Origin of the sequence: Streptomyces sp. NPDC051041, assembly GCF_044456065.1 — a bacterium.
GTDB lineage: Bacteria > Actinomycetota > Actinomycetes > Streptomycetales > Streptomycetaceae > Streptomyces > Streptomyces glaucus.
In genome coordinates, this window is sequence record NZ_JBITFM010000005.1 from 257608 (window position 1) to 278385 (window position 20778).

17 protein-coding genes and 1 tRNA gene are annotated in these 20778 nt (G+C 73.4%); 5 read left to right on the top strand and 13 right to left on the bottom strand.

Annotated features, from left to right (window positions below):
* Positions 1 to 237: 237 nt before the first annotated feature.
* The gene (locus ACIBAI_RS11870) at positions 238 to 1011 is read left to right on the top strand and encodes a LuxR C-terminal-related transcriptional regulator (RefSeq protein WP_399033270.1); all 774 of its coding nucleotides are present in this window, start codon (positions 238 to 240) and stop codon (positions 1009 to 1011) included.
* On the opposite strand, the gene tamR is transcribed toward ACIBAI_RS11870, so the two are convergent.
* From tamR to ACIBAI_RS11885, 3 genes are all read right to left on the bottom strand, one after another.
* The gene (gene tamR, locus ACIBAI_RS11875; protein ID WP_399033272.1) at positions 970 to 1467 is read right to left on the bottom strand and encodes a MarR family transcriptional regulator TamR; all 498 of its coding nucleotides are present in this window, start codon (positions 1465 to 1467) and stop codon (positions 970 to 972) included. The genes ACIBAI_RS11870 and tamR overlap by 42 nt on opposite strands.
* Positions 1468 to 1631: 164 nt before the next feature.
* Positions 1632 to 2234: a TetR/AcrR family transcriptional regulator gene (locus ACIBAI_RS11880; RefSeq protein ID WP_344605491.1), complete on the bottom strand. Its 603-nt coding sequence runs from the start codon at positions 2232 to 2234 to the stop codon at positions 1632 to 1634.
* 67 nt (positions 2235 to 2301) lie between these two features.
* Positions 2302 to 3321, bottom strand: coding sequence for an acyl-CoA desaturase (locus ACIBAI_RS11885; RefSeq protein WP_399033273.1), 1020 nt, complete (start codon positions 3319 to 3321; stop codon positions 2302 to 2304).
* 292 nt (positions 3322 to 3613) lie between these two features.
* Between ACIBAI_RS11885 and ppc the strand changes: the two genes are divergently transcribed.
* Complete coding sequence (gene ppc / locus ACIBAI_RS11890; RefSeq protein ID WP_399033275.1) at positions 3614 to 6346, top strand: phosphoenolpyruvate carboxylase; 2733 nt, start codon at positions 3614 to 3616, stop codon at positions 6344 to 6346.
* Positions 6347 to 6454: 108 nt separating this feature from the next.
* Here the strand turns inward: ppc and ACIBAI_RS11895 are convergent, their stop codons facing one another.
* The 7 genes from ACIBAI_RS11895 to ACIBAI_RS11925 form a co-directional block, all read right to left on the bottom strand.
* Positions 6455 to 6958, bottom strand: coding sequence for a hypothetical protein (locus ACIBAI_RS11895; RefSeq protein ID WP_399033277.1), 504 nt, complete (start codon positions 6956 to 6958; stop codon positions 6455 to 6457).
* A gap of 163 nt (positions 6959 to 7121) precedes the next feature.
* Entirely contained in the window at positions 7122 to 7724 is a 603-nt protein-coding gene (gene pth, locus ACIBAI_RS11900) for an aminoacyl-tRNA hydrolase (RefSeq protein ID WP_399033279.1), read from the bottom strand.
* A 77-nt stretch (positions 7725 to 7801) separates the two neighbouring features.
* Positions 7802 to 8389, bottom strand: coding sequence for a 50S ribosomal protein L25/general stress protein Ctc (locus ACIBAI_RS11905; RefSeq protein WP_399033281.1), 588 nt, complete (start codon positions 8387 to 8389; stop codon positions 7802 to 7804).
* 209 nt (positions 8390 to 8598) lie between these two features.
* A complete protein-coding gene (locus tag ACIBAI_RS11910; protein WP_344605445.1) occupies positions 8599 to 9579 on the bottom strand; it encodes a ribose-phosphate diphosphokinase in 981 nt (326 codons plus the stop codon).
* 133 nt (positions 9580 to 9712) lie between these two features.
* Complete coding sequence (gene glmU / locus ACIBAI_RS11915; RefSeq protein WP_399033283.1) at positions 9713 to 11161, bottom strand: bifunctional UDP-N-acetylglucosamine diphosphorylase/glucosamine-1-phosphate N-acetyltransferase GlmU; 1449 nt, start codon at positions 11159 to 11161, stop codon at positions 9713 to 9715.
* A gap of 125 nt (positions 11162 to 11286) precedes the next feature.
* Positions 11287 to 11357: transfer RNA gene (locus tag ACIBAI_RS11920), tRNA-Gln, on the bottom strand.
* 6 nt (positions 11358 to 11363) lie between these two features.
* Positions 11364 to 12236, bottom strand: coding sequence for a hypothetical protein (locus ACIBAI_RS11925; RefSeq protein WP_399033285.1), 873 nt, complete (start codon positions 12234 to 12236; stop codon positions 11364 to 11366).
* 167 nt (positions 12237 to 12403) lie between these two features.
* Here ACIBAI_RS11925 and ACIBAI_RS11930 point away from each other — a divergent pair, with 167 nt between their 5' ends.
* On the top strand, positions 12404 to 13723 hold the full coding sequence (locus tag ACIBAI_RS11930) for a sensor histidine kinase (RefSeq protein ID WP_399033287.1): 1320 nt from the start codon (positions 12404 to 12406) through the stop codon (positions 13721 to 13723).
* 46 nt (positions 13724 to 13769) lie between these two features.
* On the opposite strand, the gene ACIBAI_RS11935 is transcribed toward ACIBAI_RS11930, so the two are convergent.
* Positions 13770 to 14303, bottom strand: coding sequence for an SUKH-3 domain-containing protein (locus ACIBAI_RS11935; protein WP_399033289.1), 534 nt, complete (start codon positions 14301 to 14303; stop codon positions 13770 to 13772).
* A gap of 58 nt (positions 14304 to 14361) precedes the next feature.
* Positions 14362 to 14886, bottom strand: coding sequence for a YwqJ-related putative deaminase (locus ACIBAI_RS11940; protein ID WP_399033290.1), 525 nt, complete (start codon positions 14884 to 14886; stop codon positions 14362 to 14364).
* A gap of 321 nt (positions 14887 to 15207) precedes the next feature.
* Here ACIBAI_RS11940 and ACIBAI_RS11945 point away from each other — a divergent pair, with 321 nt between their 5' ends.
* Both ACIBAI_RS11945 and ACIBAI_RS11950 read left to right on the top strand, forming a co-directional pair.
* A complete protein-coding gene (locus tag ACIBAI_RS11945; RefSeq protein ID WP_399033291.1) occupies positions 15208 to 16227 on the top strand; it encodes an SMI1/KNR4 family protein in 1020 nt (339 codons plus the stop codon).
* Between the two features lie 7 nt (positions 16228 to 16234).
* Entirely contained in the window at positions 16235 to 18673 is a 2439-nt protein-coding gene (locus tag ACIBAI_RS11950; protein WP_399033293.1) for an SUKH-4 family immunity protein, read from the top strand.
* Positions 18674 to 19032: 359 nt separating this feature from the next.
* Here the strand turns inward: ACIBAI_RS11950 and ACIBAI_RS11955 are convergent, their stop codons facing one another.
* Complete coding sequence (locus tag ACIBAI_RS11955; RefSeq protein WP_399033294.1) at positions 19033 to 20532, bottom strand: MFS transporter; 1500 nt, start codon at positions 20530 to 20532, stop codon at positions 19033 to 19035.
* Positions 20533 to 20778: the final 246 nt, after the last annotated feature.

Sequence of the window (20778 nt, forward strand, 5' to 3'; positions counted from 1 at the left end):
GGCCGTACCCTGATGAACAGCACCGGTGGGGGCCGGTGCCGTTCAGGGGGGCGGGACAGCCGGGTACGGTGCCCGCGGGGAGTGGCGGTTTCCGCACGGCGGCGGCCGTGCGGCTGCGGCGACCCGTCCCGGTGCCGGCAGGCCGGACACGAGGGCCACGGGCGTCGTATCCGCGCGGTGTCGTCCTCCGACGATGGGGTATCCCCCGCTCTTCGAGAGCGCGGGGAAGGGGGTTATGTGGTGCGCATCCGAGTCCTGGTCGTCGACGACCACCGCATCTTCGCCGAATCGCTCGCCGCCGCCCTGGCCGCCGAGCCCGACGTCGACGTCTCGGCCGCCGGCAGCGGCCCGGCCGCGATGCGCTGCCTGGAGCGCGCGGCCGCCGAGGGGCGCCGGTTCGACGTGCTGCTCGTCGACGCCGACCTGGGGGACCGGGCGCCCGGGGTGCGGCCCGCCGTGCCCCTGCCCGTCCAGGAGGCCGGCGAGGACGGGACCGTCGACGGGATCTCCCTGGTCGGCGGCGTGCGGTCCGCGCAGCCGACCGTACGGGTCGTCGTCCTCGCCGAGAAGGACGACCCCCGGCGCGCGGCGCTCGCCCTGCAGGCCGGGGCCTGCGGCTGGGTGGCCAAGGACTGCTCGCTGTCCCGGCTGCTCACCGTGATCCGGGGCGTGCTGCGCGACGAGACGCATCTGCCGCCCGCCCTGCTCACCGGCGTGCTGAAGGAACTCACCGCCGCCCGCAGGCACCGCACCGAGAGCGAGCGGCTCGTGGAGGCGCTGACGCCGAGGGAGCGGGAGGTGCTGCGCTGCATGGTCGCCGGGCTCGGGCGCAAGGCGGTCGCCGAGCGGCTGTTCCTCTCCCCGCACACCGTGCGCACGCACATGCAGAACGTGCTGGGCAAGCTGGGCGTGCACTCCACCCTCGCCGCCGTCGCCCTCGCGCGCCGCGCCGGCGTCGGCCCCGTCGACCTAACCGGGGATGTTGTCGAACGGGGCGGTCAGCTGGCGTAGCAGCGCCGCCAGCTCGCTGCGCTGGGCGTGGGAGAGCTCCGCGAGGATCGCGCGCTCCTGCTCCAGCAGGCCGGCGAGCGCCTGGTCGGCGCGGTCCCGGCCCTCGTCCGTGAGGCGGACCAGCACACCCCGCCGGTCGCTGGGGTCGGGCAGGCGCTCCACCAGGCCCTTCTTGGCCAGGCGGTCGATGCGGTTCGTCATCGTGCCCGAGGTGACCAGGGTCTGCGTCAGCAACTGGCCGGGGGAGAGCTGGTACGGCGTGCCCGCGCGCCTGAGCGCCGTCAGGACGTCGAACTCCCAGGGCTCCAGGCCGTGCTCGGAGAAGGCCAGCCGGCGCGCCCGGTCCAGGTGCCGGGCCAGCCTGCTCACCCGGCTGAGCACCTCCAGCGGTTCCACGTCGAGGTCCGGGCGCTCCCGGCGCCACGCCGCGACCAGCCGATCGACCTCGTCCTCCATGACGATCAGTGTAGTGGTTGTGTCGACGTGAAGTCTCTTGCCGTCGAGTATCTTGATATCAAGTCATCGGGTGTGGCTCCGGGCGTCCCCACGGCACCGGCCGGCCCTTCCGCCGGCTGTTCGCCGCCGCCCGCGCGGCTGCGGCGCGGCCCCGGACCGCCGGGCTAGGACTTGCGGTGCCCGATCAGCCGCGGCTTCGGCTCCAGCCCGTCCAGTCCGTGCCAGGCCAGGTTCACCAGGTGCGCCGCCACCTCCGCCTTCTTCGGCCGGCGCACGTCCAGCCACCACTGGCCGGTCAGCGCCACCATGCCGACCAGGGCCTGCGCGTACAGCGGGGCCAGCTTCGGGTCGAAGCCGCGGCTCTTGAACTCCTTGCCGAGGATGTCCTCCACCTGGGTGGCGATGTCCGAGATGAGCGAGGCGAAGGAGCCCGTCGACTGGGGGATGGGGGAGTCGCGGACCAGGATGCGGAAGCCGTCCGTGTACTCCTCGATGTAGTCGAGCAGCGCGAACGCGGCCTGCTCCAGCAGCTCGCGGGGGTGGCCCGCGGTGAGCGAGCCGGTCACCATGTCCAGCAGGCGCCGCATCTCGCGGTCCACCACCACCGCGTACAGCCCCTCCTTGCCGCCGAAGTGCTCGTACACCACCGGTTTGGACACCCCGGCCTTCGCCGCGATCTCCTCCACCGAGGTGCCCTCGAACCCCTTCGCCGCGAAGAGGGTGCGACCGATCTCCAGCAGCTGCTGGCGGCGCTCGGCACCGGTCATCCGGGTGCGACGCGCTCGCCGCGGCTTGTCGTTGCTGGGGGTGCTGGAGTCGGTCGCCACGCGACCATCATGCCGCCTCGGCGGCCGCCTTCCGGCGCCGGGAGCCGCCTTCCCCGGTGCTGCGGCGCGAATCGATACGCGAGCGTGACGGCCAGCGCACGTCGTACGCCCAGCCGAGCTGCTCGAACCAGCGGATCAGCCGGGCCGAGGAGTCCAGCTGGCCGCGCTCCACCCCGTGCCGCGCGGAGGTGGGGTCGGCGTGGTGCAGGTTGTGCCAGGACTCGCCGCAGGACAGGATCGCCAGCCACCACACGTTGCCCGACCGGTCACGCGACTTGAACGGGCGCTTGCCGACCGCGTGGCAGATCGAGTTGATCGACCACGTCACGTGGTGCAGCAGCGCCACCCGGACGAGTGACCCCCAGAAGAACGCGGTGAACGCGCCCCACCACGACATGGTGACCAGCCCGCCGATCAGCGCCGGCAGCGCCAGCGACACGACCGTCCACAGGACGAACTGGCGGGAGATGGCGCGCAGCGTCCGGTCCTTGATCAGATCCGGGGCGTACTTGTCCTGCGGGGTCTGCTCCTCGTCGAACATCCAGCCGATGTGCGCCCACCACAGGCCCTTGATCAGGGCCGGGATCGTCTCGCCGTACCGCCACGGCGAGTGCGGGTCGCCCTCGGCGTCGGAGAACTTGTGGTGCTTGCGGTGATCGGCGACCCAGCGGACCAGGGGCCCCTCGACCGCCATCGATCCCATGATCGCCAGCGCGATCCGCAACGGCCGCTTCGCCTTGAACGAACCGTGGGTGAAGTGCCGGTGAAAACCGATCGTGATGCCGTGGCAGCCCAGGAAGTAGAAGAAGACCAGCAGACCGAGGTCCAGCCAGCTCACCCCCCAGCCCCACGCCAGCGGCACGGCCGCGACCAGCGCGACGAACGGGACGGTGATGAAGAGGAGAAGCGTGATCTGTTCGACCGAACGCTTCCGCTCGCCGCCCAAGGTGGCGGAGGGCAGCGCGTCGGAGCCCGGCTGGCCTGGCGCTTTGGAGGGGTCTTCGATCACATCGGAACTCGTGGTCATGCATGTCCCCTGGGGGGTGTGTGGATGTGAGGCGGTGCCGGGCTGCGGGAACCGTGCGGCACTTCCTACGGTTCCGTAACCTACGGCTTCGTAAGTATGGCAGTGCGTCGTCCCGCAGCAAGAGCCCGCGAGCCTGCGCGCCCCGTCCGACACCTATCCTTGGAGTCGGTCGGACAGCGCGGTCCGTTCTGAGTTCTTCCCGGATGTCCGGCCCGTATGCGGCACCCGCCGCGCGAGACGCCGTCCGGGTACCCCTCCCAGACGAGCTTCAACACTGCAAGGAGCCGCACCTGTGAGCAGTGCCGACGACCAGAACACGACGACCAGCAGTGAACTGCGCGCCGACATCCGCCGACTGGGCGATCTCCTCGGGGAGACCCTCGTCCGGCAGGAGGGCCCCGAGCTGCTGGAGCTCGTCGAGAAGGTACGCCGTCTCACCCGCGAGGACGGCGAGGCCGCCGCAGAGCTGCTGCGCGGCATCGAACTGGAGACCGCGGCCAAGCTGGTCCGCGCCTTCTCCATCTACTTCCACCTGGCCAACGTCACCGAGCAGGTCCACCGCGGCCGCGAACTGCGCGCCCGGCGCGCAGCCGAGGGCGGCCTGCTCGCCCGCACGGCCGACCGGCTCAAGGACGCCGACCCCGAGCACCTGCGCGCGACGGTCCAGAACCTCAACGTCCGCCCCGTGTTCACCGCCCACCCCACCGAGGCCGCGCGCCGGTCGGTGCTGAACAAGCTCCGGCGCATCGCCGCGCTCCTGGAGACCCCCGTCATCGAGTCCGACCGCCGGCGCCTGGACACCCGGCTGGCCGAGAACATCGACCTCGTCTGGCAGACCGACGAGCTGCGCGTGGTCCGCCCCGAGCCCGCCGACGAGGCCCGCAACGCCATCTACTACCTCGACGAACTCCACGCCGGCGCCGTCGGCGACGTCCTGGAGGACCTCACCGCCGAACTGGAGCGCGTCGGCGTCAAGCTGCCCGACGACACCCGCCCCCTCACCTTCGGCACCTGGATCGGCGGCGACCGCGACGGCAACCCCAACGTCACCCCCCAGGTCACCTGGGACGTCCTCATCCTCCAGCACGAGCACGGCATCAACGACGCGCTGGAGACGATCGACGAGCTGCGCGGCTTCCTGTCCAACTCCATCCGCTACGCCGGCGCGACGGAGGAACTGCTGACCTCCCTCCAGGCCGACCTGGAGAACCTGCCCGAGATCAGCCCCCGCTACAAGCGGCTCAACGCCGAGGAGCCCTACCGGCTCAAGGCCACCTGCGTCCGGCAGAAGCTGGAGAACACCAAGCAGCGCCTCGCCAAGGGCACCCCGCACGAGCCCGGCCGCGACTACCTCGGCACCGGCGAACTCCTCGCCGACCTGCGCATCATCCAGAGCTCGCTGCGCGAGCACCGCGGCGGCCTGTTCGCCGACGGCCGCCTCGCCCGCACCATCCGCACGCTCGCCGCCTTCGGCCTCCAGCTGGCCACCATGGACGTCCGCGAACACGCCGACGCCCACCACCACGCCCTCGGCCAGCTGTTCGACCGGCTCGGCGAGGAGTCCTGGCGCTACGCCGACATGCCCCGCGAGTACCGTGCCAAGCTGCTCGCGAAGGAACTGCGCTCCCGCCGCCCGCTCGCGCCCACCCCGGCGCCCGTGGACGCGGCCGGCCAGAAGACCCTCGGCGTCTTCCAGACCGTCAAGCGGGCCCTGGAGGTCTTCGGACCCGAGGTCATCGAGTCGTACATCATCTCCATGTGCCAGGGCGCCGACGACGTCTTCGCCGCCGCCGTCCTCGCCCGCGAGGCCGGACTGATCGACCTGCACGCCGGCTGGGCGAAGATCGGCATCGTGCCGCTGCTGGAGACCACCGACGAACTCAGGGCCGCCGACACCATCCTGGAGGACATGCTCTCCGACCCGTCCTACCGGCGCCTGGTCGCGCTCCGGGGCGACGTGCAGGAGGTCATGCTCGGCTACTCCGACTCCTCCAAGTTCGGCGGCATCACCACCAGCCAGTGGGAGATCCACCGCGCCCAGCGCCGCCTGCGCGACGTCGCCCACCGCTACGGGGTGCGCCTGCGCCTCTTCCACGGCCGCGGCGGCACCGTCGGCCGCGGCGGCGGCCCCACCCACGACGCGATCCTCGCCCAGCCCTGGGGCACCCTGGAGGGCGAGATCAAGGTCACCGAGCAGGGCGAGGTCATCTCCGACAAGTACCTCATCCCCTCCCTCGCCCGGGAGAACCTGGAACTCACCGTCGCCGCCACCCTCCAGGCCTCCGCCCTGCACACCGCACCCCGCCAGTCCACCGAGGCCCTCGCCCGCTGGGACGCCGCCATGGACGTCGTCTCCGACGCCGCCCACGCCGCCTACCGCCGCCTGGTCGAGGACCCCGACCTGCCCGCGTACTTCTTCGCCTCCACCCCCGTCGACCAGCTCGCCGACCTCCACCTCGGCTCCCGGCCCTCCCGCCGGCCCGACTCCGGCGCCGGCCTGGACGGCCTGCGCGCCATCCCGTGGGTGTTCGGCTGGACCCAGTCCCGGCAGATCGTGCCCGGCTGGTTCGGCGTCGGCTCCGGACTGAAGGCCCTGCGCGAGGCCGGCCTGGACACCGTGCTGGAAGAGATGCACCAGCAGTGGCACTTCTTCCGCAACTTCATCTCCAACGTGGAGATGACCCTGGCCAAGACCGACCTGCGGATCGCCCGGCACTACGTCGACACCCTCGTCCCCGACGAACTCAAGCACGTCTTCGACACCATCAAGGCCGAGCACGAACTCACCGTGGCCGAGGTGCTGCGGGTGACCGGCGAGAAGGAACTGCTGGACGCCCAGCCCGTGCTGAAGCAGACCTTCGCCATCCGCGACGCCTACCTCGACCCCATCTCCTACCTCCAGGTCACCCTCCTCAAGCGCCAGCGCGACGCCGTCGCCGCGGGCGAGCAGCCCGACCCGCTGCTCTCCCGCGCCCTGCTGCTGACCGTCAACGGCGTGGCCGCCGGCCTGCGCAACACCGGCTGACCCCGGCCACCGGACACCACGGGGGTGCCCCCGGGCCCGCGACCGCGGCCCGGGGGCACCCCCGTGCCGTCGCGGCCACGGGCACGGGACCGGGTCACGGAACGCGGGTCACACCGCCACGAACGCCGCCGTCAGCAGCGCCAGCCCCGCCCCCGCCAGCATCCACGCGGCCCGCGTCAGCCGCAGCCCCCCGGCCACCAGCACCGACGCCAGCAGCAGCGCCCCGCCCAGCGGAACCCACGCGTACAGCAACCCGGCGGTGCCCGAGCGCACCACGTCGTCGCTGCCCGGCTTCACCACCACCGGGTATGTCCGCCCCTCGGCCACCGCGACCGTGTCCTCGACGACGACCCGCCCGCGCGGCTGCGACCCCGCCGAGACGGGCGTGTACGGACCCGTGCAGGAGTCCGCGCCGCACCGCGTCACCTCGACCGTGCCGTGCTCCCGGCCCTTGGGCAGCATCACGTGCTGCGCCGTGCCCCACGACGCCCACACCCCCGCGATCAGGATCAGCACCGCGACCGTGCCCGTCACCGCCGGCCACCCGAACCGCAGCACGGCGGACGGGACCCGGCGGGAAGCGGGAGCAGAGACAGGCATGGCCGGGATCATTGGCCATGCCTGCGCGGTCGGTCAACTCCGTGGGCGGCAGATCCGGAGCCGTCCGCCCGAGCCCGCACACGGAGCCGCGCACACCGGAAACCGCGCGTCCCCCGCGCCGCGCGTCCCCCGCGCCGCGCGTCCTCGCAGCCGCACGGGCCGGAAGCCGCGCCCCTCAGGAGTTGTACGTCCCCTGCGCCCGCTCCAGCCCGTCGATCACCAGGCACTCCACCGCGTCCGCCGCCCGGTCCACGAAGTAGTCCAGCTCCTTGCGCTCCGCCGACGAGAAGTCCCGCAGCACGAAATCCGCCACCGGCATCCGACCCGGCGGCCGCCCGATCCCGAACCGCACCCGGTGGTACTCCGGCCCCAGCGCCTTCGTGATCGACTTCAGCCCGTTGTGCCCGTTGTCCCCGCCGCCGATCTTCAGCCGCAGCGTGCCGTAGTCGATGTCCAACTCGTCGTGCACCGCGACCACATGCGCCGTCGGCACCTTGTAGAAGTCCCGCAGCGCGGTCACCGGACCACCCGACAGGTTCATGTACGACATCGGCTTCGCCAGGACCACCCGCCGGTTCGCCGGCCCCGGCGGCCCGATCCGGCCCTCGACCACCTGCGCCTGCGCCTTCCCGTGCCGCTTGAACCTCCCCCCGATCCGCTCCGCCAGCAGATCGACCACCATGAACCCGACGTTGTGCCGGTGGCCGGCGTACTCGGGGCCGGGATTGCCCAGACCGGCGATCAGCCAGGGAGCGCCCGCGTCGGTCGTCACGTCCATGTCTCCTTCATACGCGTCGGCCGCTGCCCCGCACGGGAACAGCGGCCGACGAAAGCCTCCGACAGCGCCGACGAGGATCAGGCCTCGGCGGCCTCTTCGCCCTCGCCCTCCGCGGGCGCCTCGACCTGACCGGTCACGACCTGCAGCACGGCGGTCTCGCCGTCCGTGGCCAGCTTCACGCCGTTCGGCAGCTTGATGTCCTTGGCGTGGACCGTGTCACCCGCGGTCAGGCCCTCGATCGACACCGTCAGCGTCTCGGGGATGTGCGTGGCCTCGGCCTCCACCGACACCGTGTCCAGCAGGTGCTCCAGCAGGTTGCCGCCCGGCGCCAGCTCGCCCTCGGTCTGCACCGGGATCTCGACCGTGACCGTCTCGCCGCGCTGGACCAGCTGCAGGTCCACGTGCTCCAGGAAGCCCTTCAGCGGGTCGCGCTGCACCGCCTTCGGGATCGCCAGCTCGGTCGACTTGCCGTCGATGTCCAGCGAGATCAGCACGTTCGGCGTACGCAGCGCCAGCAGCAGGTCGTGACCCGGGAACGTCAGGTGCAGCGGCTGGGAACCGTGCCCGTACAGCACGCCCGGGACCTTGTTGTCCCGACGGATACGACGCGCGGCACCCTTGCCGAACTCGGTGCGCGTCTCGGCGGCGATCTTCACCTCGGACATGATCACTCCTCGTAGGAAGTCAGAAAACGGACGTGGTCACCCGGCCACGAACGGCCTGCTACGAAGAGCGCGTCGATTACGGACCGCCGTACGAGCCTCTTCCGAAGCGGTACGGCCTCCCTCGCCGAGCAACTGCAGCAGTTTACCCGGGCCGGGAGGCCGCACCCAAAACGATCTTCAAAACCCGCCCGAACCGGACGGAAGAACCCTTACTGCTCGTCGAACAGGCTCGTCACCGAACCGTCCTCGAACACCTCGCGCACCGCCCGCGCGATCGTCGGCGCGATCGACAGCACCTTGATCTTGTCCAGATCCGCGCTCAGCTCACCCGGCGTCGGCAGCGTGTTCGTGAACACGAACTCGCTCACCCGCGAGTTCTTCAGCCGGTCCGCCGCCGGACCCGACAGCACACCGTGCGTCGCCGTCACGATCACGTCCTCCGCGCCGTGCGCGAACAACGCGTCCGCCGCCGCGCAGATCGTGCCACCCGTGTCGATCATGTCGTCGACCAGCACACAGATCCGGCCCCGCACATCACCGACGACCTCGTGCACCGTCACCTGGTTCGCGACGTCCTTGTCCCGCCGCTTGTGCACGATCGCCAGCGGCGCGCCCAGCCGGTCGCACCACCGGTCCGCCACCCGCACCCGGCCCGCGTCCGGCGAGACCACGGTCAGCTTCTCCCGGTCCACCTTCGCGCCCACGTAGTCCGCCAGCAGCGGCAGCGCGAACAGATGGTCCACCGGACCGTCGAAGAAGCCCTGGATCTGGTCCGTGTGCAGATCCACGGCGAGAATCCGGTCGGCGCCGGCCGTCTTCATCAGATCCGCGATCAGACGCGCCGAGATCGGTTCACGACCGCGGTGCTTCTTGTCCTGCCGCGCGTAACCGTAGAACGGCACGATGACGGTGATGGAGCGGGCCGACGCGCGCTTCAGCGCGTCGATCATGATCAGCTGCTCCATGATCCACTTGTTGATCGGAGCCGTGTGGCTCTGGATCAGGAAGCAGTCCGCACCACGCGCCGACTCCTGATACCGCACATAGATCTCACCGTTGGCGAAGTCGAAGGCCTTCGTCGGGACGACCCCGACACCCAGCTGCTGGGCGACCTCCTCGGCAAGCTCGGGGTGGGCGCGGCCGGAGAAGAACATCATCTTCTTCTCGCCGGTCGTCTTGATCCCGGTCACAGCACTGTCTCCTCAGAGGTGTCGCAGCTGGGTCACGCACAACCTCACCGCTGGGTGCGGGAGGCCGTCTCAGCTGGTGGGGTGCGGATGTGCACTTATCACGGTACGCCGACTTCGACGCACCGGTTTCCGGTCAGCCTTCGCCGCCGACCTCCCGGGAAGCCGCCTCGGCCGCCTTCGCCGCCGCGCTCCCCGGACGCTTACGGGCCACCCAACCCTCGATATTCCGCTGCTGACCACGGGCCACGGCCAGCGAACCGGGCGGCACGTCCTTGGTGATCACCGAGCCGGCAGCGGTGTACGCCCCGTCCCCGACCGTGACAGGAGCCACAAACATGTTGTCCGAACCGGTACGGCAGTGCGAACCGACCGTCGTGTGATGCTTCTCCTGCCCGTCGTAGTTCACGAAGACGCTCGCCGCACCGATGTTGGTGTACTCACCGATCGTCGCGTCCCCCACGTAGGACAGGTGCGGCACCTTCGTCCCCTCGCCGATCGTGGCGTTCTTCGTCTCCACGTACGTACCGATCTTGCCCTTGGGACCCAGCCGCGTACCCGGACGGAGATAGGCGTACGGCCCCACGGTCGCCTCCGCCCCGATCTCCGCCCCCAGGGACACCGTGCTGTCCACCCGCGCCCCCGCGCCCACACGGGTGTCCGTGAGCCGCGAGTGGGGACCGACCTCACAGCCCTCGGCCAGATGCGTCGCCCCGTGCAGCTGCGTACCCGGATGAACCGTCACGTCCTGCTCGAACGTCACCGTGACGTCCACCCACGTCGTCGCCGGATCGACGACCGTCACACCGGACAGCATCGCCCGCGTCAGCAACCGGTCGTTGAGGATCCGCCGCGCCTGCGCCAACTGCACCCGGTTGTTGATGCCGGCGATCTCCCGATGGTCGCCGGCCACCGACGCGCCCACGCGATGCCCGGCCTCCCGCAGGATCCCGAGCACGTCCGTCAGGTACTCCTCGCCCTGACTGTTGTCCGTGCGCACCTTCTTCAACGCGTCCGCCAGCAACTGCCCGTCGAACGCGAACACCCCCGAGTTGATCTCCCGGATCGCCCGCTGCGCCTCGGAGGCGTCCTTGTGCTCCACGATCGCGGTGACCGCACCCGTCGCCCCGTCGCGCACGATACGGCCGTAACCGGTCGCGTCCGGCACCTCGGCCGTCAGCACGGTGACGGCGTTGCCGTCGGCGGCGTGGGTCTCGGCGAGGGCCCGCAGCGTCTCACCGGTCAGCAACGGCGTGTCACCGCAGACGACGACCACCGTGCCGTCCACCGAACCGCCCAGCTCCTCCAGCGCCATCCGCACGGCGTGCCCGGTGCCGAGCTGTTGCTCCTGGACCGCGGTGCGCACGTCCGGGGCGACCTCGGCGAGGTGCGCGGTGACCTTCTCGCGGGCGTGGCCGACCACGACGACCAGGTTCTCGGGCCGCAGCTCACCGGCGGCGGCGAGGACGTGGCCCACGAGGCTGCGGCCGCAGATCTCGTGCAGGACCTTGGGTGTGGCCGACTTCATACGGGTGCCCTCACCCGCTGCGAGAACGACGACGGCTGCCGGGCGAATGGCGCTCACGGGATGCCCTTCGGCTGTGGATGGGGAGGGGGTGGACATCCGCAGGATACCGGGGCGTTTTGTGGGGGAGATGGGTGCGGGCCCTGACCGGACTGTCGACCGGCAGGACCCGAACCTTGCAAAAGCTCCCGGGGGAGGACTCGAACCCCCATGATCAGAACCAAAATCTGACGTCTTGCCCTTAGACGACCCGGGATTACCGCTATGTCCGATTCTGTAGATCGGATGCGGTGGCAGCCCCTACTATGCCGTACCACCACCCCTCGACGCGACGGTACAGCTCGGCACTCTGCCGCACGGTCAGCACGAGGCATCCGTGGTAGTCGTCACCGGTGTTCTTGCGCACGGTCCTGGGGTTGTGCCGCTTCAGGGTCGTTCTGCCGAAGGCGCTGCGATCCGCTCGTACCACGCCTGCCCAGTAGCGCTCGGCTGCCTCGGCGTCGGCCGACTCGTGGATCATCACGCGGTAGGCGACGCGCTCCCGCTCCACCTCGAGCAGGTCCAGCCAGGCCAGGAAGAGGCGGATCATGCCGGGGTCGCTGTTGACGAAGGCGATGCGCTCGCGCCGGGCGTGAGGTTTGTCCTTGGTGCCTTCGGCCCAGTAGAGGGCGACCCCCGTGAGGAACAGGTCGCGGTCGGAGAGTTCGCCGATCTCCTGGGCGGCGGCGGCCTTGGTCCGCTGTCGCTGCCGCTCCCGGACGGCCAGTTCGTGCTCCCATCGCTTCCGCGCCGCCAACTTCGCCTGTTCCGCCGGATCGCGACGGTCCGGCTTCGGCAGGTCCCGTACCCACAGCGAGATCGAACCCTTCGAGCAGCCCAGTTCCGCCTGGATCCGGTCGTACGTCCAGCCCTGGAGCCGCAGTTCCCGGGCCCGCTCGCGCAGGTCGTCCCTCGCGCGCGGCCGCTTCGTCCACTCCGGTGGGGGTTCCCCCTTCACCAGCCGGTGGAGGAGGTCGTTGTTGTGGATCTTCAGTTCGTCGCGGATCCGGCGGAGGCTGAGCCCCGCGCGGCGCAGGGCCACCGCTCGTTCCCGGAGTCCTTCGAAGTCGGCGTACTTGCCGGACGCATGTGCCATGTGCATACCGTCCGGGCGGAATGGAGAGTTCCGGGGGCGAACGGTGTGCGATTCGGCAGTTCGAGGGATTTCGGGGCGGATCGCTGTCGTCCGGTCGCGGAGTGTGGTGTGCGGTGATGCCGGAAAGTCGACGGAAAAGCCGTCGGGGGCGCCCGTAGGCTGGGGGCATGACCACGACGGGGGAAGGCCACGTGGCGGTCCGGGGCGGGCCGTGGTGGTGGGACAGGCGGCGCGGCGCGGTGCTGGACGTGTCGCTGGCGGCCGTGTCGGCGTTGGAATGTGCGTTCGAGGGGATTCCGTTCGCGCGGGAGGCGGGGATTCCGCCGGCGGTGGGGGTGGTGTTCGGGCTGCTGGCCGGGGCGGTGCTGGTGGTGCGGCGCAAGTGGCCGGTGGCCGTGGTGCTGGTGGCGATCGCGATCACTCCGGCGCGGATGGGGTTTCTGCTGGGTGTCGTCGGTCTGTACACGCTGGCCGCGTGTGAGGTGCCGCGCCGGATCATCGCCTCGCTCGCGGGGATGTCGCTGGTCGGGACGGCGATCGTGACGTTCGTGCGGGTGCGGCAGGACCTGGCGCGGGGGGAGCCGACGCTCGGGGACTGGTTCGTGCCGTTCGCCGCGCTCACGATCTCGCTGGGGCTGACCGCGCCGCCGGTGCTGCTGGGGCTGTACGTGGGGGCGCGGCGGCGGCTGATGGAGAGTCTGCGGGAGCGGGCGGACAGTCTGGAGCGGGAGCTGCAGCTGCTCGCCGAGCGGGCGGAGGAGCGCGCGGAGTGGGCGCGGAACGAGGAGCGGACGCGGATCGCGCGGGAGATGCACGACGTCGTCGCGCACCGGGTGAGCCTGATGGTGGTGCATGCCGCCGCTCTTCAGGCCGTGGCCCGGAAGGATCCGGAGAAGGCCGTGCGGAACGCCGCGCTGGTGGGGGACATGGGGCGGCAGGCGCTGACCGAGCTGCGGGAGATGCTCGGGGTGCTGCGCAGCGGTGGGGACGGGCGGCGGGAGCGGCCGGTGGTGCCGCTGGCCGCGGTGGGGGCGGCGGCGGCCGCGGCGGCTTCGCGGGTAGCCGGGGACGCGGGCGGGGGTGCGGCGGAGGGGCCGTGCCTGGACGAGATCGGTGAGCTGGTCGGGCAGTCGGCGGCGGCGGGGATGGTCGTCGATCTGTCGGTCGAGGGGGAGGCGCGGGCGTATGCGCCGGAGGTGGAGCAGACGGCGTACCGGGTGGTGCAGGAGGCGCTGACGAACGTCCACAAGCACGCGGCGGGGGCGAGGACGCGTGTGCGGCTGGCGCATCGGGGGTCGGAGATCGCGATGCAGGTGGAGAACGAGCCGCCGCCGAAGGGGGCGTCGGCGTCGTCGGCGCGGTTGCCGTCCGGGGGGAACGGTCTGGTGGGGATGCGGGAGCGGGTGGTCGCGCTGGGCGGGGTGTTCGTGTCGGGGCCCACGGACGCGGGGGGGTTCCGGGTGTCGGCGGTGATTCCGGCGTCGTAGTGCCGTCGGGGTGCCGTCGGGACCGTCGGGGTGCGGCGGCCCGGTGTCATCCGGTGGTGAGGCGGGTGGGCTGTATGCCGGAGACGAGGGTGGTGAGGGCGTGGTCGATGTCGGGGCCGAGGTACCAGTCGCCGGTGTGGTCGAGGGCGTAGACGCGGCCCTGGGTGTCGATGGCGATCAGGGCCCGGGTGTCGGTCTCGGCGCCGAGGGGGCAGACCTCGGTGTCGAGGGCGCGGCCGAGGTCGCCGAGGGTGCGGGCCAGGTGGAGGCCGTGCAGGGGGTCGAGGTGGAGGGTGGCGGGGGCGACCTGGCGGCCGGGTCCGGTGGGGGTGAGGCGCAGGCCGCCGAATTCGGCCCAGGCCTCGACGGCGGCGGGGAAGACGGTGTGGCGGTGTCCGGCGGGGGAGGTGTGGCCGCGCAGGGTGTCGGCCCAGATCTCGGCCTGTTCGATGTCCCAGCGTCCGGGGCGCCAGCCGGCGGCGCGCAGGGCGGCGTCGACGGGGACGGGGAAGCGGGGCGGGAGTGCTCCCTGCCCGAACGGGGCCGCGGGCTTGGGGGAGGGGGAGCGGTCGGTGTGCATCTGCCCTTCGATCGTCGGTGGTCGTGGGGTGTTCCGGGCGGTTCGGGGCGGTCCGGGGTCAGTCGGCGGTGGGGTCGACGATGCGGACGCCGAAGTGCGCGCTGAGGGCGGTGCAGGCGCGGCAGGGGGCGGCGAAGCTGCCGTGCAGGGGGTCGCCGTCCTCGCGGATGCGGCGGGCGGTGAGTTTGGCGTGCTTGAGGGCTTTGCGGGCTTCGCCGTTGGTCATGGGCTTGCGGGAGGCGCGTTTGCTGCGGGCGGCGTCGGCGGCGGCGATGTGGCGGGAGATGAGGATGGTCTCGGCGCAGCGGCCGGTGAAGCGGTCGCGCTGGTCGCTGGTGAGGGTGTCGAGGAAGTCCTGCACGAGGGGGTGGAGGGCGGGGGGCGTGTCGCCGCGGGCGGCGGTGCCGGTGAGGGTGGTGCCGCGGACGGAGAGGGCGGCGGCGATGGTGGGCAGGATGCCGTCGCGGCGGTGACGGAGGGTGGGCGGGGCGGGGGTGCCGGTGGCGCTCCAGCCGATGCGGGGGTCGCCGTTCCGGGGGTCGCCCGGCCTGCTGGTCCGTGGTCCCGTGTGCGTCGCGTTCATGATCATCATCCCCTCCCGAGCGTCCCCCCGGCGGTCACAGACTGCCAAATGCCGCAGCCGGTGTGGAAGCTGGGGCGGGGCGACACGCCCGGGTTCGGGCGGGCTGTCACGGTGGGGTGACGGCTGGTCACGGCGGTGGCGGGGGGTGGGGCCGGTGCCGGTGACCGGTGTCGGCGTACCGCATAGGCTGTCGGCACCGCGATCCATGCGGTGATCCGTGTGGTCGGCGCGTGGTGAGGACAGAGGTGACAGTCGCTGCGGTCCGCAGGGTGCCAGAGGTGGTCCTGCGGGTCGTACTGAATGCCGCAGGGGGCAACCGCCATGACGACAGGTCGGCTCGGGCTGGGGGCACCTCCCGGCCGCCGGGCCCAGGGACACGCCGCGCCGCCGAACGCGGCCTACGCCGGGCAGGTCGTGCATTTCCCGGATCCGGTCCGGGCGGCCCGTCACCCGAGGGGGGTGCGGGTGGACGAGCGCGGCTACCCCGACTTCTCCCCGTACGCGCGGGCGGCGGCGGAGATCGCCGAGCCGCCGGAGGGGTTCGGGGTCGACGAGTTGCGGCTGACGGACTACGTGTCGGCGAACGCGGCGCTGGCGGCGTCCGGGCACGAGTTGTGGGACACGGTGCCGGCGGTGGCGACGCCGCACGGCTGGACGTGGCACCACGTGGCGGGGACGCGGCGGCTGGAGCTGGTGCCGGTCGAGGTGAAGGCGCTGCTGCGGCACCACGGCGGGCTCGCGACGGCGAACGTGGACCAGGGCAAGCGGGGGACGCGGCCGTTGCAGGAGACCCGTCCGGCGCACTTCGGGCTGCCGAAGTCGGGGGTCGCGGTGACGGAGCAGCAGGTGCAGGGGGTCGAGGAGGACCTGGGGTACCGGCTGCCGGGCGCGTACCGGTCGTTCCTGAAGGCGGCGGGCGGGTGCGCGCCGGTGGGGACGGCGCTGGACGCGGAGCTGGGGCTGCTGGTGGACCAGCCGTTCTTCACGGTGCGGGAGGAGGCGGCGGTCAACGACCTGGTGTACGTCAACAAGTGCCTGCGGGACCATCTGACGAAGGACTACCTCGGGGTCGCGTTCCTCCAGGGCGGGTTGCTGGCCGTGAAGGTGAAGGGCGACCGGGTGGGTTCGGTGTGGTTCTGCGCGTACGACGACGCGCGTGACGTGGATCCGTCGTGGTCGCCGGCGGAGCGGGTGGAGCGGCTGCTGCTGCCGTGCGGGGACGACTTCGACGCGTTCCTGTCGCGGCTGGCGGGGTCTCCGCCGGAGTTGGAGACCGTGGCGAATCTGATGGTGGACGGCGGGTTCGCGCGTGCCGTTCCCGTCTCTTCCGTGGGGGAGTGAGCTGGCGATGGTGACGTTCGCGCAGGCGCAGGAGCGCGCGGAGGAGTGGATCAACGGGGACGTGCCGGCGTACCAGCACCGCGAGGTGCGGGTGCGGGAGTTCGAGCTGGGGTTCGTGGTCTGGGCGGAGGACCGGGCGGACGGGCCGCGTTCGGACGGGGGCGCGCAGCGGCTGGTGATCGCGCGGGACAGCGGTGAGGCGACGCTGTGGCCCGCGCTGCCGGTGGGCGAGGTGATCCGCCGCTACGAGGAGGAGTACGGCCGCCCGGACGCCGTGGACTCCCCGGCGCCGGCGCCCGCGGCGCGGGTGGATCTGAACCAGACGTCGTTCCTGCTGAGTCCGCCGGAGTGGCTGCAGGAGGCGGCGGACCGGCTGGGGATCCCGGACCGGCGGGGCGACGGCCCGGGCGGGGACTCCGGGGCGGGGGCCGAGGAGGCCGCCGCCGGTTCCGGCGCCGTGGCGCCGGGGGCGCCCGCCGCGCCCGGCGGCGGCGTGGCGTGGCCGGCCGCCGGGGGCGGTGACGCGGACGGCTCCGGCGCGGGCGCGGGGGTGCCCGCCGGGGCGACGCCGTGGGCCGGGACGGACACGACCGCGGACGCCGGCGAGGAGCGTTCCGTGCCGCTGCCCGAGACGGTGTTCGCGCCGCCGCTGAGCGACGCCGACGACGGGGCGCCGCCCGCGGCGTCGCCGGACGCCGGGACGGCGTTGCTGGAGGGCGGCAGCCGGCTCCCGCCGACGGCGGTCGCGCCGGCGGTCGGCGGTCCGGGCGCGCCGCCGTTGCCGGGGGCGGCCCCCGCGCCGGGCGGCACGGCCCCCGCGGCGGGTGCGCCGCGGGGGAGCACGCCGCCGCCCGGGTACGGGTATCCGCAGGGGCCCGGTACGCCGCCGGGTGCTCCGCGGGTGCCGGGGCGGCCGGACGCGCCGAGCGCCGGGGACGTCGCCGACGCCGCGACCGGCGAGGCGGCGCCGCCTCCGCCGTCTCCGGGGACGCGTCCCGGCGGCACGTCCGCGCCCTCCGGCCCGGGTGCGCCGGGGACGCCGGCGGGCGGGTACGTGCCGACGCAGCTCGTGTCGGCGCTGGGAGCCGACGGCCCGGAGGGGACGGGCGGGGCGGGCGCGCCGCAGCCGCCGGCTGCTCCCGGCGCGCCGGGAGCTCCGGGGACGTCCGGTGCGCCGCAGCCGCCGGGCGGGTCGAGCGCGCCGGGTGCGCCGCAGCCCGCGGGCGGGTCGAGCGTGCCGGGTGCGCCGCAGCCGCCCGGCGCCCCCGGTGCCGTGCACCACGCCGAGACGGTGCTGGCCGCGCCCCCGGCCGGCGGCCCCGGTGTGCCCCCGCCGCCGCAGCCGCCGGGCGCGCCCCGTACGCCGCCTCCGCCGGGAGCTCCCGGCGTGCCGCCCGGTGCCGTGCCGCCGCCGGGCGCGCCCGTGCCCGGGCAGCCGCCGGCGTACGGGTATCCGCAGCAGCCCGCCGGGCGGCCGACCGTCGGCCCCGGCTATCAGGCCGTGCTGCGCTACCGGGCGCAGGACGGGTCCGAGCAGCAGCTGATCCGGCGTTCGGCGCCGGGCATGCCGCACCCGGAGTGGCAGATCTTCCACGAGCTGCGGGCGATGAACGTGCCGCCGGACCAGGTGCTGGAGCTGCACACGGAGCTGGAGTCGTGCGAGCTGCCGGGCGCGTACTGCGCCCGGATGATCCGGGAGCAGTGGCCGCAGGCGCGGATCACGTCCATCGCGCCGTACGGCACGGACCACGCGAGCCGGCGCCAGGGCATGCAGCAGCTCCTCGCCCACCAGGGCGAGCTGCACCAGGTGGCGGACGGTCCGGCGCGGCCGGCGCCGGTGCGCGCGCCGCTGCCGCCGGTGCCGCCCGCGCCGCCGGTTCCGCCGGAGGGCGTCGCCCAGGAGCTGGGGGCGGCGTTCGGGCCGGGGATCTTCCGGTTCGAGCAGGCCGCGGTGGACCGGCAGGGCGTGCCGCCGGTCGTGGCGCACACGCTGGTGGTGGCGGGGCTGCCGCTGGACATGGGCCCGTTCTTCTGGGCGCAGGCCCAGCCGGGGCGGCCGGTGCCGACGCTGGCGGAGCTGGCGGCCGAGCGCGGGGTGCAGCCGGCCCCGGACGCGGGCTCGTACCTGGTGGTGGGCAGCGACTTCGGCAAGGCGATCTGCGTGCAGTACGGCACCGCGAACATCGTCGCCGTGCCGGTGGAGGCGGGACCGGGCGGGGCGCCCGTACCGCCGCAGTTCGTGAACACCGGGTTGCCGGAGTTCGCGCGCTGCCTGGCGCTGCTCGGCCGGATGTGGCGCCTGAGGTACGGGCTGAACCAGGAGCAGGCGGGCCGCTGGACCGTCGACTTCCAGGCCCAGCTGGCCGCGCTGGACCCGGCGGCGCTCGGGTCGCCGGAGAGCTGGTGGTCGGTGCTGCTGGAGCAGATGTGGGACGGTCTGCTGTGAGGCGGCGCCGTCGCTGACGCACACCGTGGGCCGGGCCCCGGCCGGCGCCGCCGGCCGGGGCCCGGTGCGTCGTCCGTCCCTCCGTGCGGCGCCCGGGCCCGGCCCGGCCGAGCGGAGGGGACGGGCCGGTCCTGGCGCGCGGGGACCGGTGGAAGGCGGCGCCGGGGGAGCCGGCGGCCGGGCCGAGCCGGGACCGGCACCGGGGTCGGCGCGGCGGGCGGCCCGCCGCGCAGCGCGCACGGTCGGCCGGTGCGGGTGCGGTGGCGGGGGGCCGGAGCACGCGCCGGTGGCGGATGCCGGGGCGGCCGTCGCCGGTGAGGCGGGCGACGGCGGTGGAGGAGGTGGGCTCCGGGACCGCCTCAGTCCGCCGCCGGCACCGGGAACCTCCGCGGCGCCAGCGCCAGCAGCACCGCGAAGGCCAGCACCGCCGCGCCGGCCGCGCCCAGGTAGACCGCGTGCACGGCGTCGGCGACGGCCCGCCGGGTGGTCTCGGACGCGGTGCCCGCGTCCAGCGCCCGCGTCACCGCGTCGAGGTCGCCCGCGCCGCCCAGCCGCGCCGCCAGCACCCCGTTGGCGACGGCGCCGAACAGCGCGGCCCCGACCGTCTGGCCGGTCTGGCGGCAGAAGAGGACGGACGCGGTCGCCGTGCCGCGCTCGGACCAGACCACCGTCGACTGGACGGCGACGATCAGCGGGAGCTGGAACAGGCCGAGGGCGGCGCCGAGCAGCAGCATCAGCAGGGCCGGCTGCCAGGCCTCGCCCGGGTAGGGCAGGAAGGGGAACGCGCACAGGATCAGCGCGGCCGCGCCGATGCCCAGCACGGCCGTGTCGCGGAAGCCGATCCTGCGGTACACGTGCTGGCTCAGCGCCGCCGACACCGGCCAGCTGAGCGTCCAGACGGACAGCACGAACCCGGCGGCCACGGGGGCCAGGCCCAGCACCGCCTGGGCGTAGGTGGGCAGGAACACCGTCGGGGCCACCATCAGCAGGCCCAGCGCGCCCAGGGCGAGGTTCACCGCGGCGATCGTGCGGCGCCGCCACACCCACCCCGGGATGATCGGCTCCGCCGCCCGGCGCTCCACCACGGCCACGACGCCCGCCAGCAGGAGTCCCGCGCCGAACAGGGCGAGGGAGGGCGCCGACAGCCACGGCCACGCCACCCCGCCCTGCACCAGGGCGGTGAGCAGCACGCCGCCGCAGGCGAAGACCGCGAGCGCGCCCGCCCAGTCGATGCGCGGGCGCGGGCCGGTCTCCTCCCGCTGCGGCTCGTGCAGGTACCGGGCGATCAGCCACAGGGCGAGAGCCCCGACCGGCAGGTTGACCAGGAAGATCCAGCGCCAGTCGGCGTACGCGGCGAGCACTCCGCCCAGGCCCGGGCCGGCGACCGCGGACACCGCCCACACCGTGGACAGCTTCGCCTGGATCTTCGGGCGCTCCTTCAGCGGGTACAGGTCGGCGGCGAGCGTCTGCACCGTGCCCTGCAGGGCGCCGCCGCCCAGGCCCTGCACGACGCGGAAGGCGATGAGCGCGGCCATGTTCCAGGCGAGCGCGCACAGCAGGGAGCCGAGGAGGAAGAGGGCGGCGCCCGCGATCAGCACCGGTTTGCGGCCGAAGGTGTCGGAGAGCTTGCCGTAGACGGGGAGGGTGACGGTGACGGCCAGCAGGTAGCCGGAGAACAGCCAGGAGAAGACGGAGAAGCCGCCGAGGTCGCCGACGATCTGCGGGACGGCGGTGGAGACGACGGTGGAGTCCAGCGCCGCCAGCGCCATCGCCAGCATCAGGGCGGCGACGACGGCGCCGCGCCGGCCGGCCGTGGCGGGGCGCGCGGTGTCGTGCAGCGCGGGTCTGGTGCCGCCCACCCGGATCCCCTCCTCCTCGGACCCGTCGCGGGCCCCTGGTTTCCCCGTACACCTGTCTGCCGCGCACAGCTTCCCACTGGAGCCCGGCGCGGCGGGAGGGCGGGGCCGGGTGCGACCGGAGGAGGAGGCCGACCCCGAGAGGCGCTCCGCCGAAGGGTGTACCGCCCCTAGGGGTTCCTCCGCACCACGGCTCGGGGAGGGTTCGTACCGGCGGAGGACGAGCGGGGGACGGGGGCGTCCTTAGTC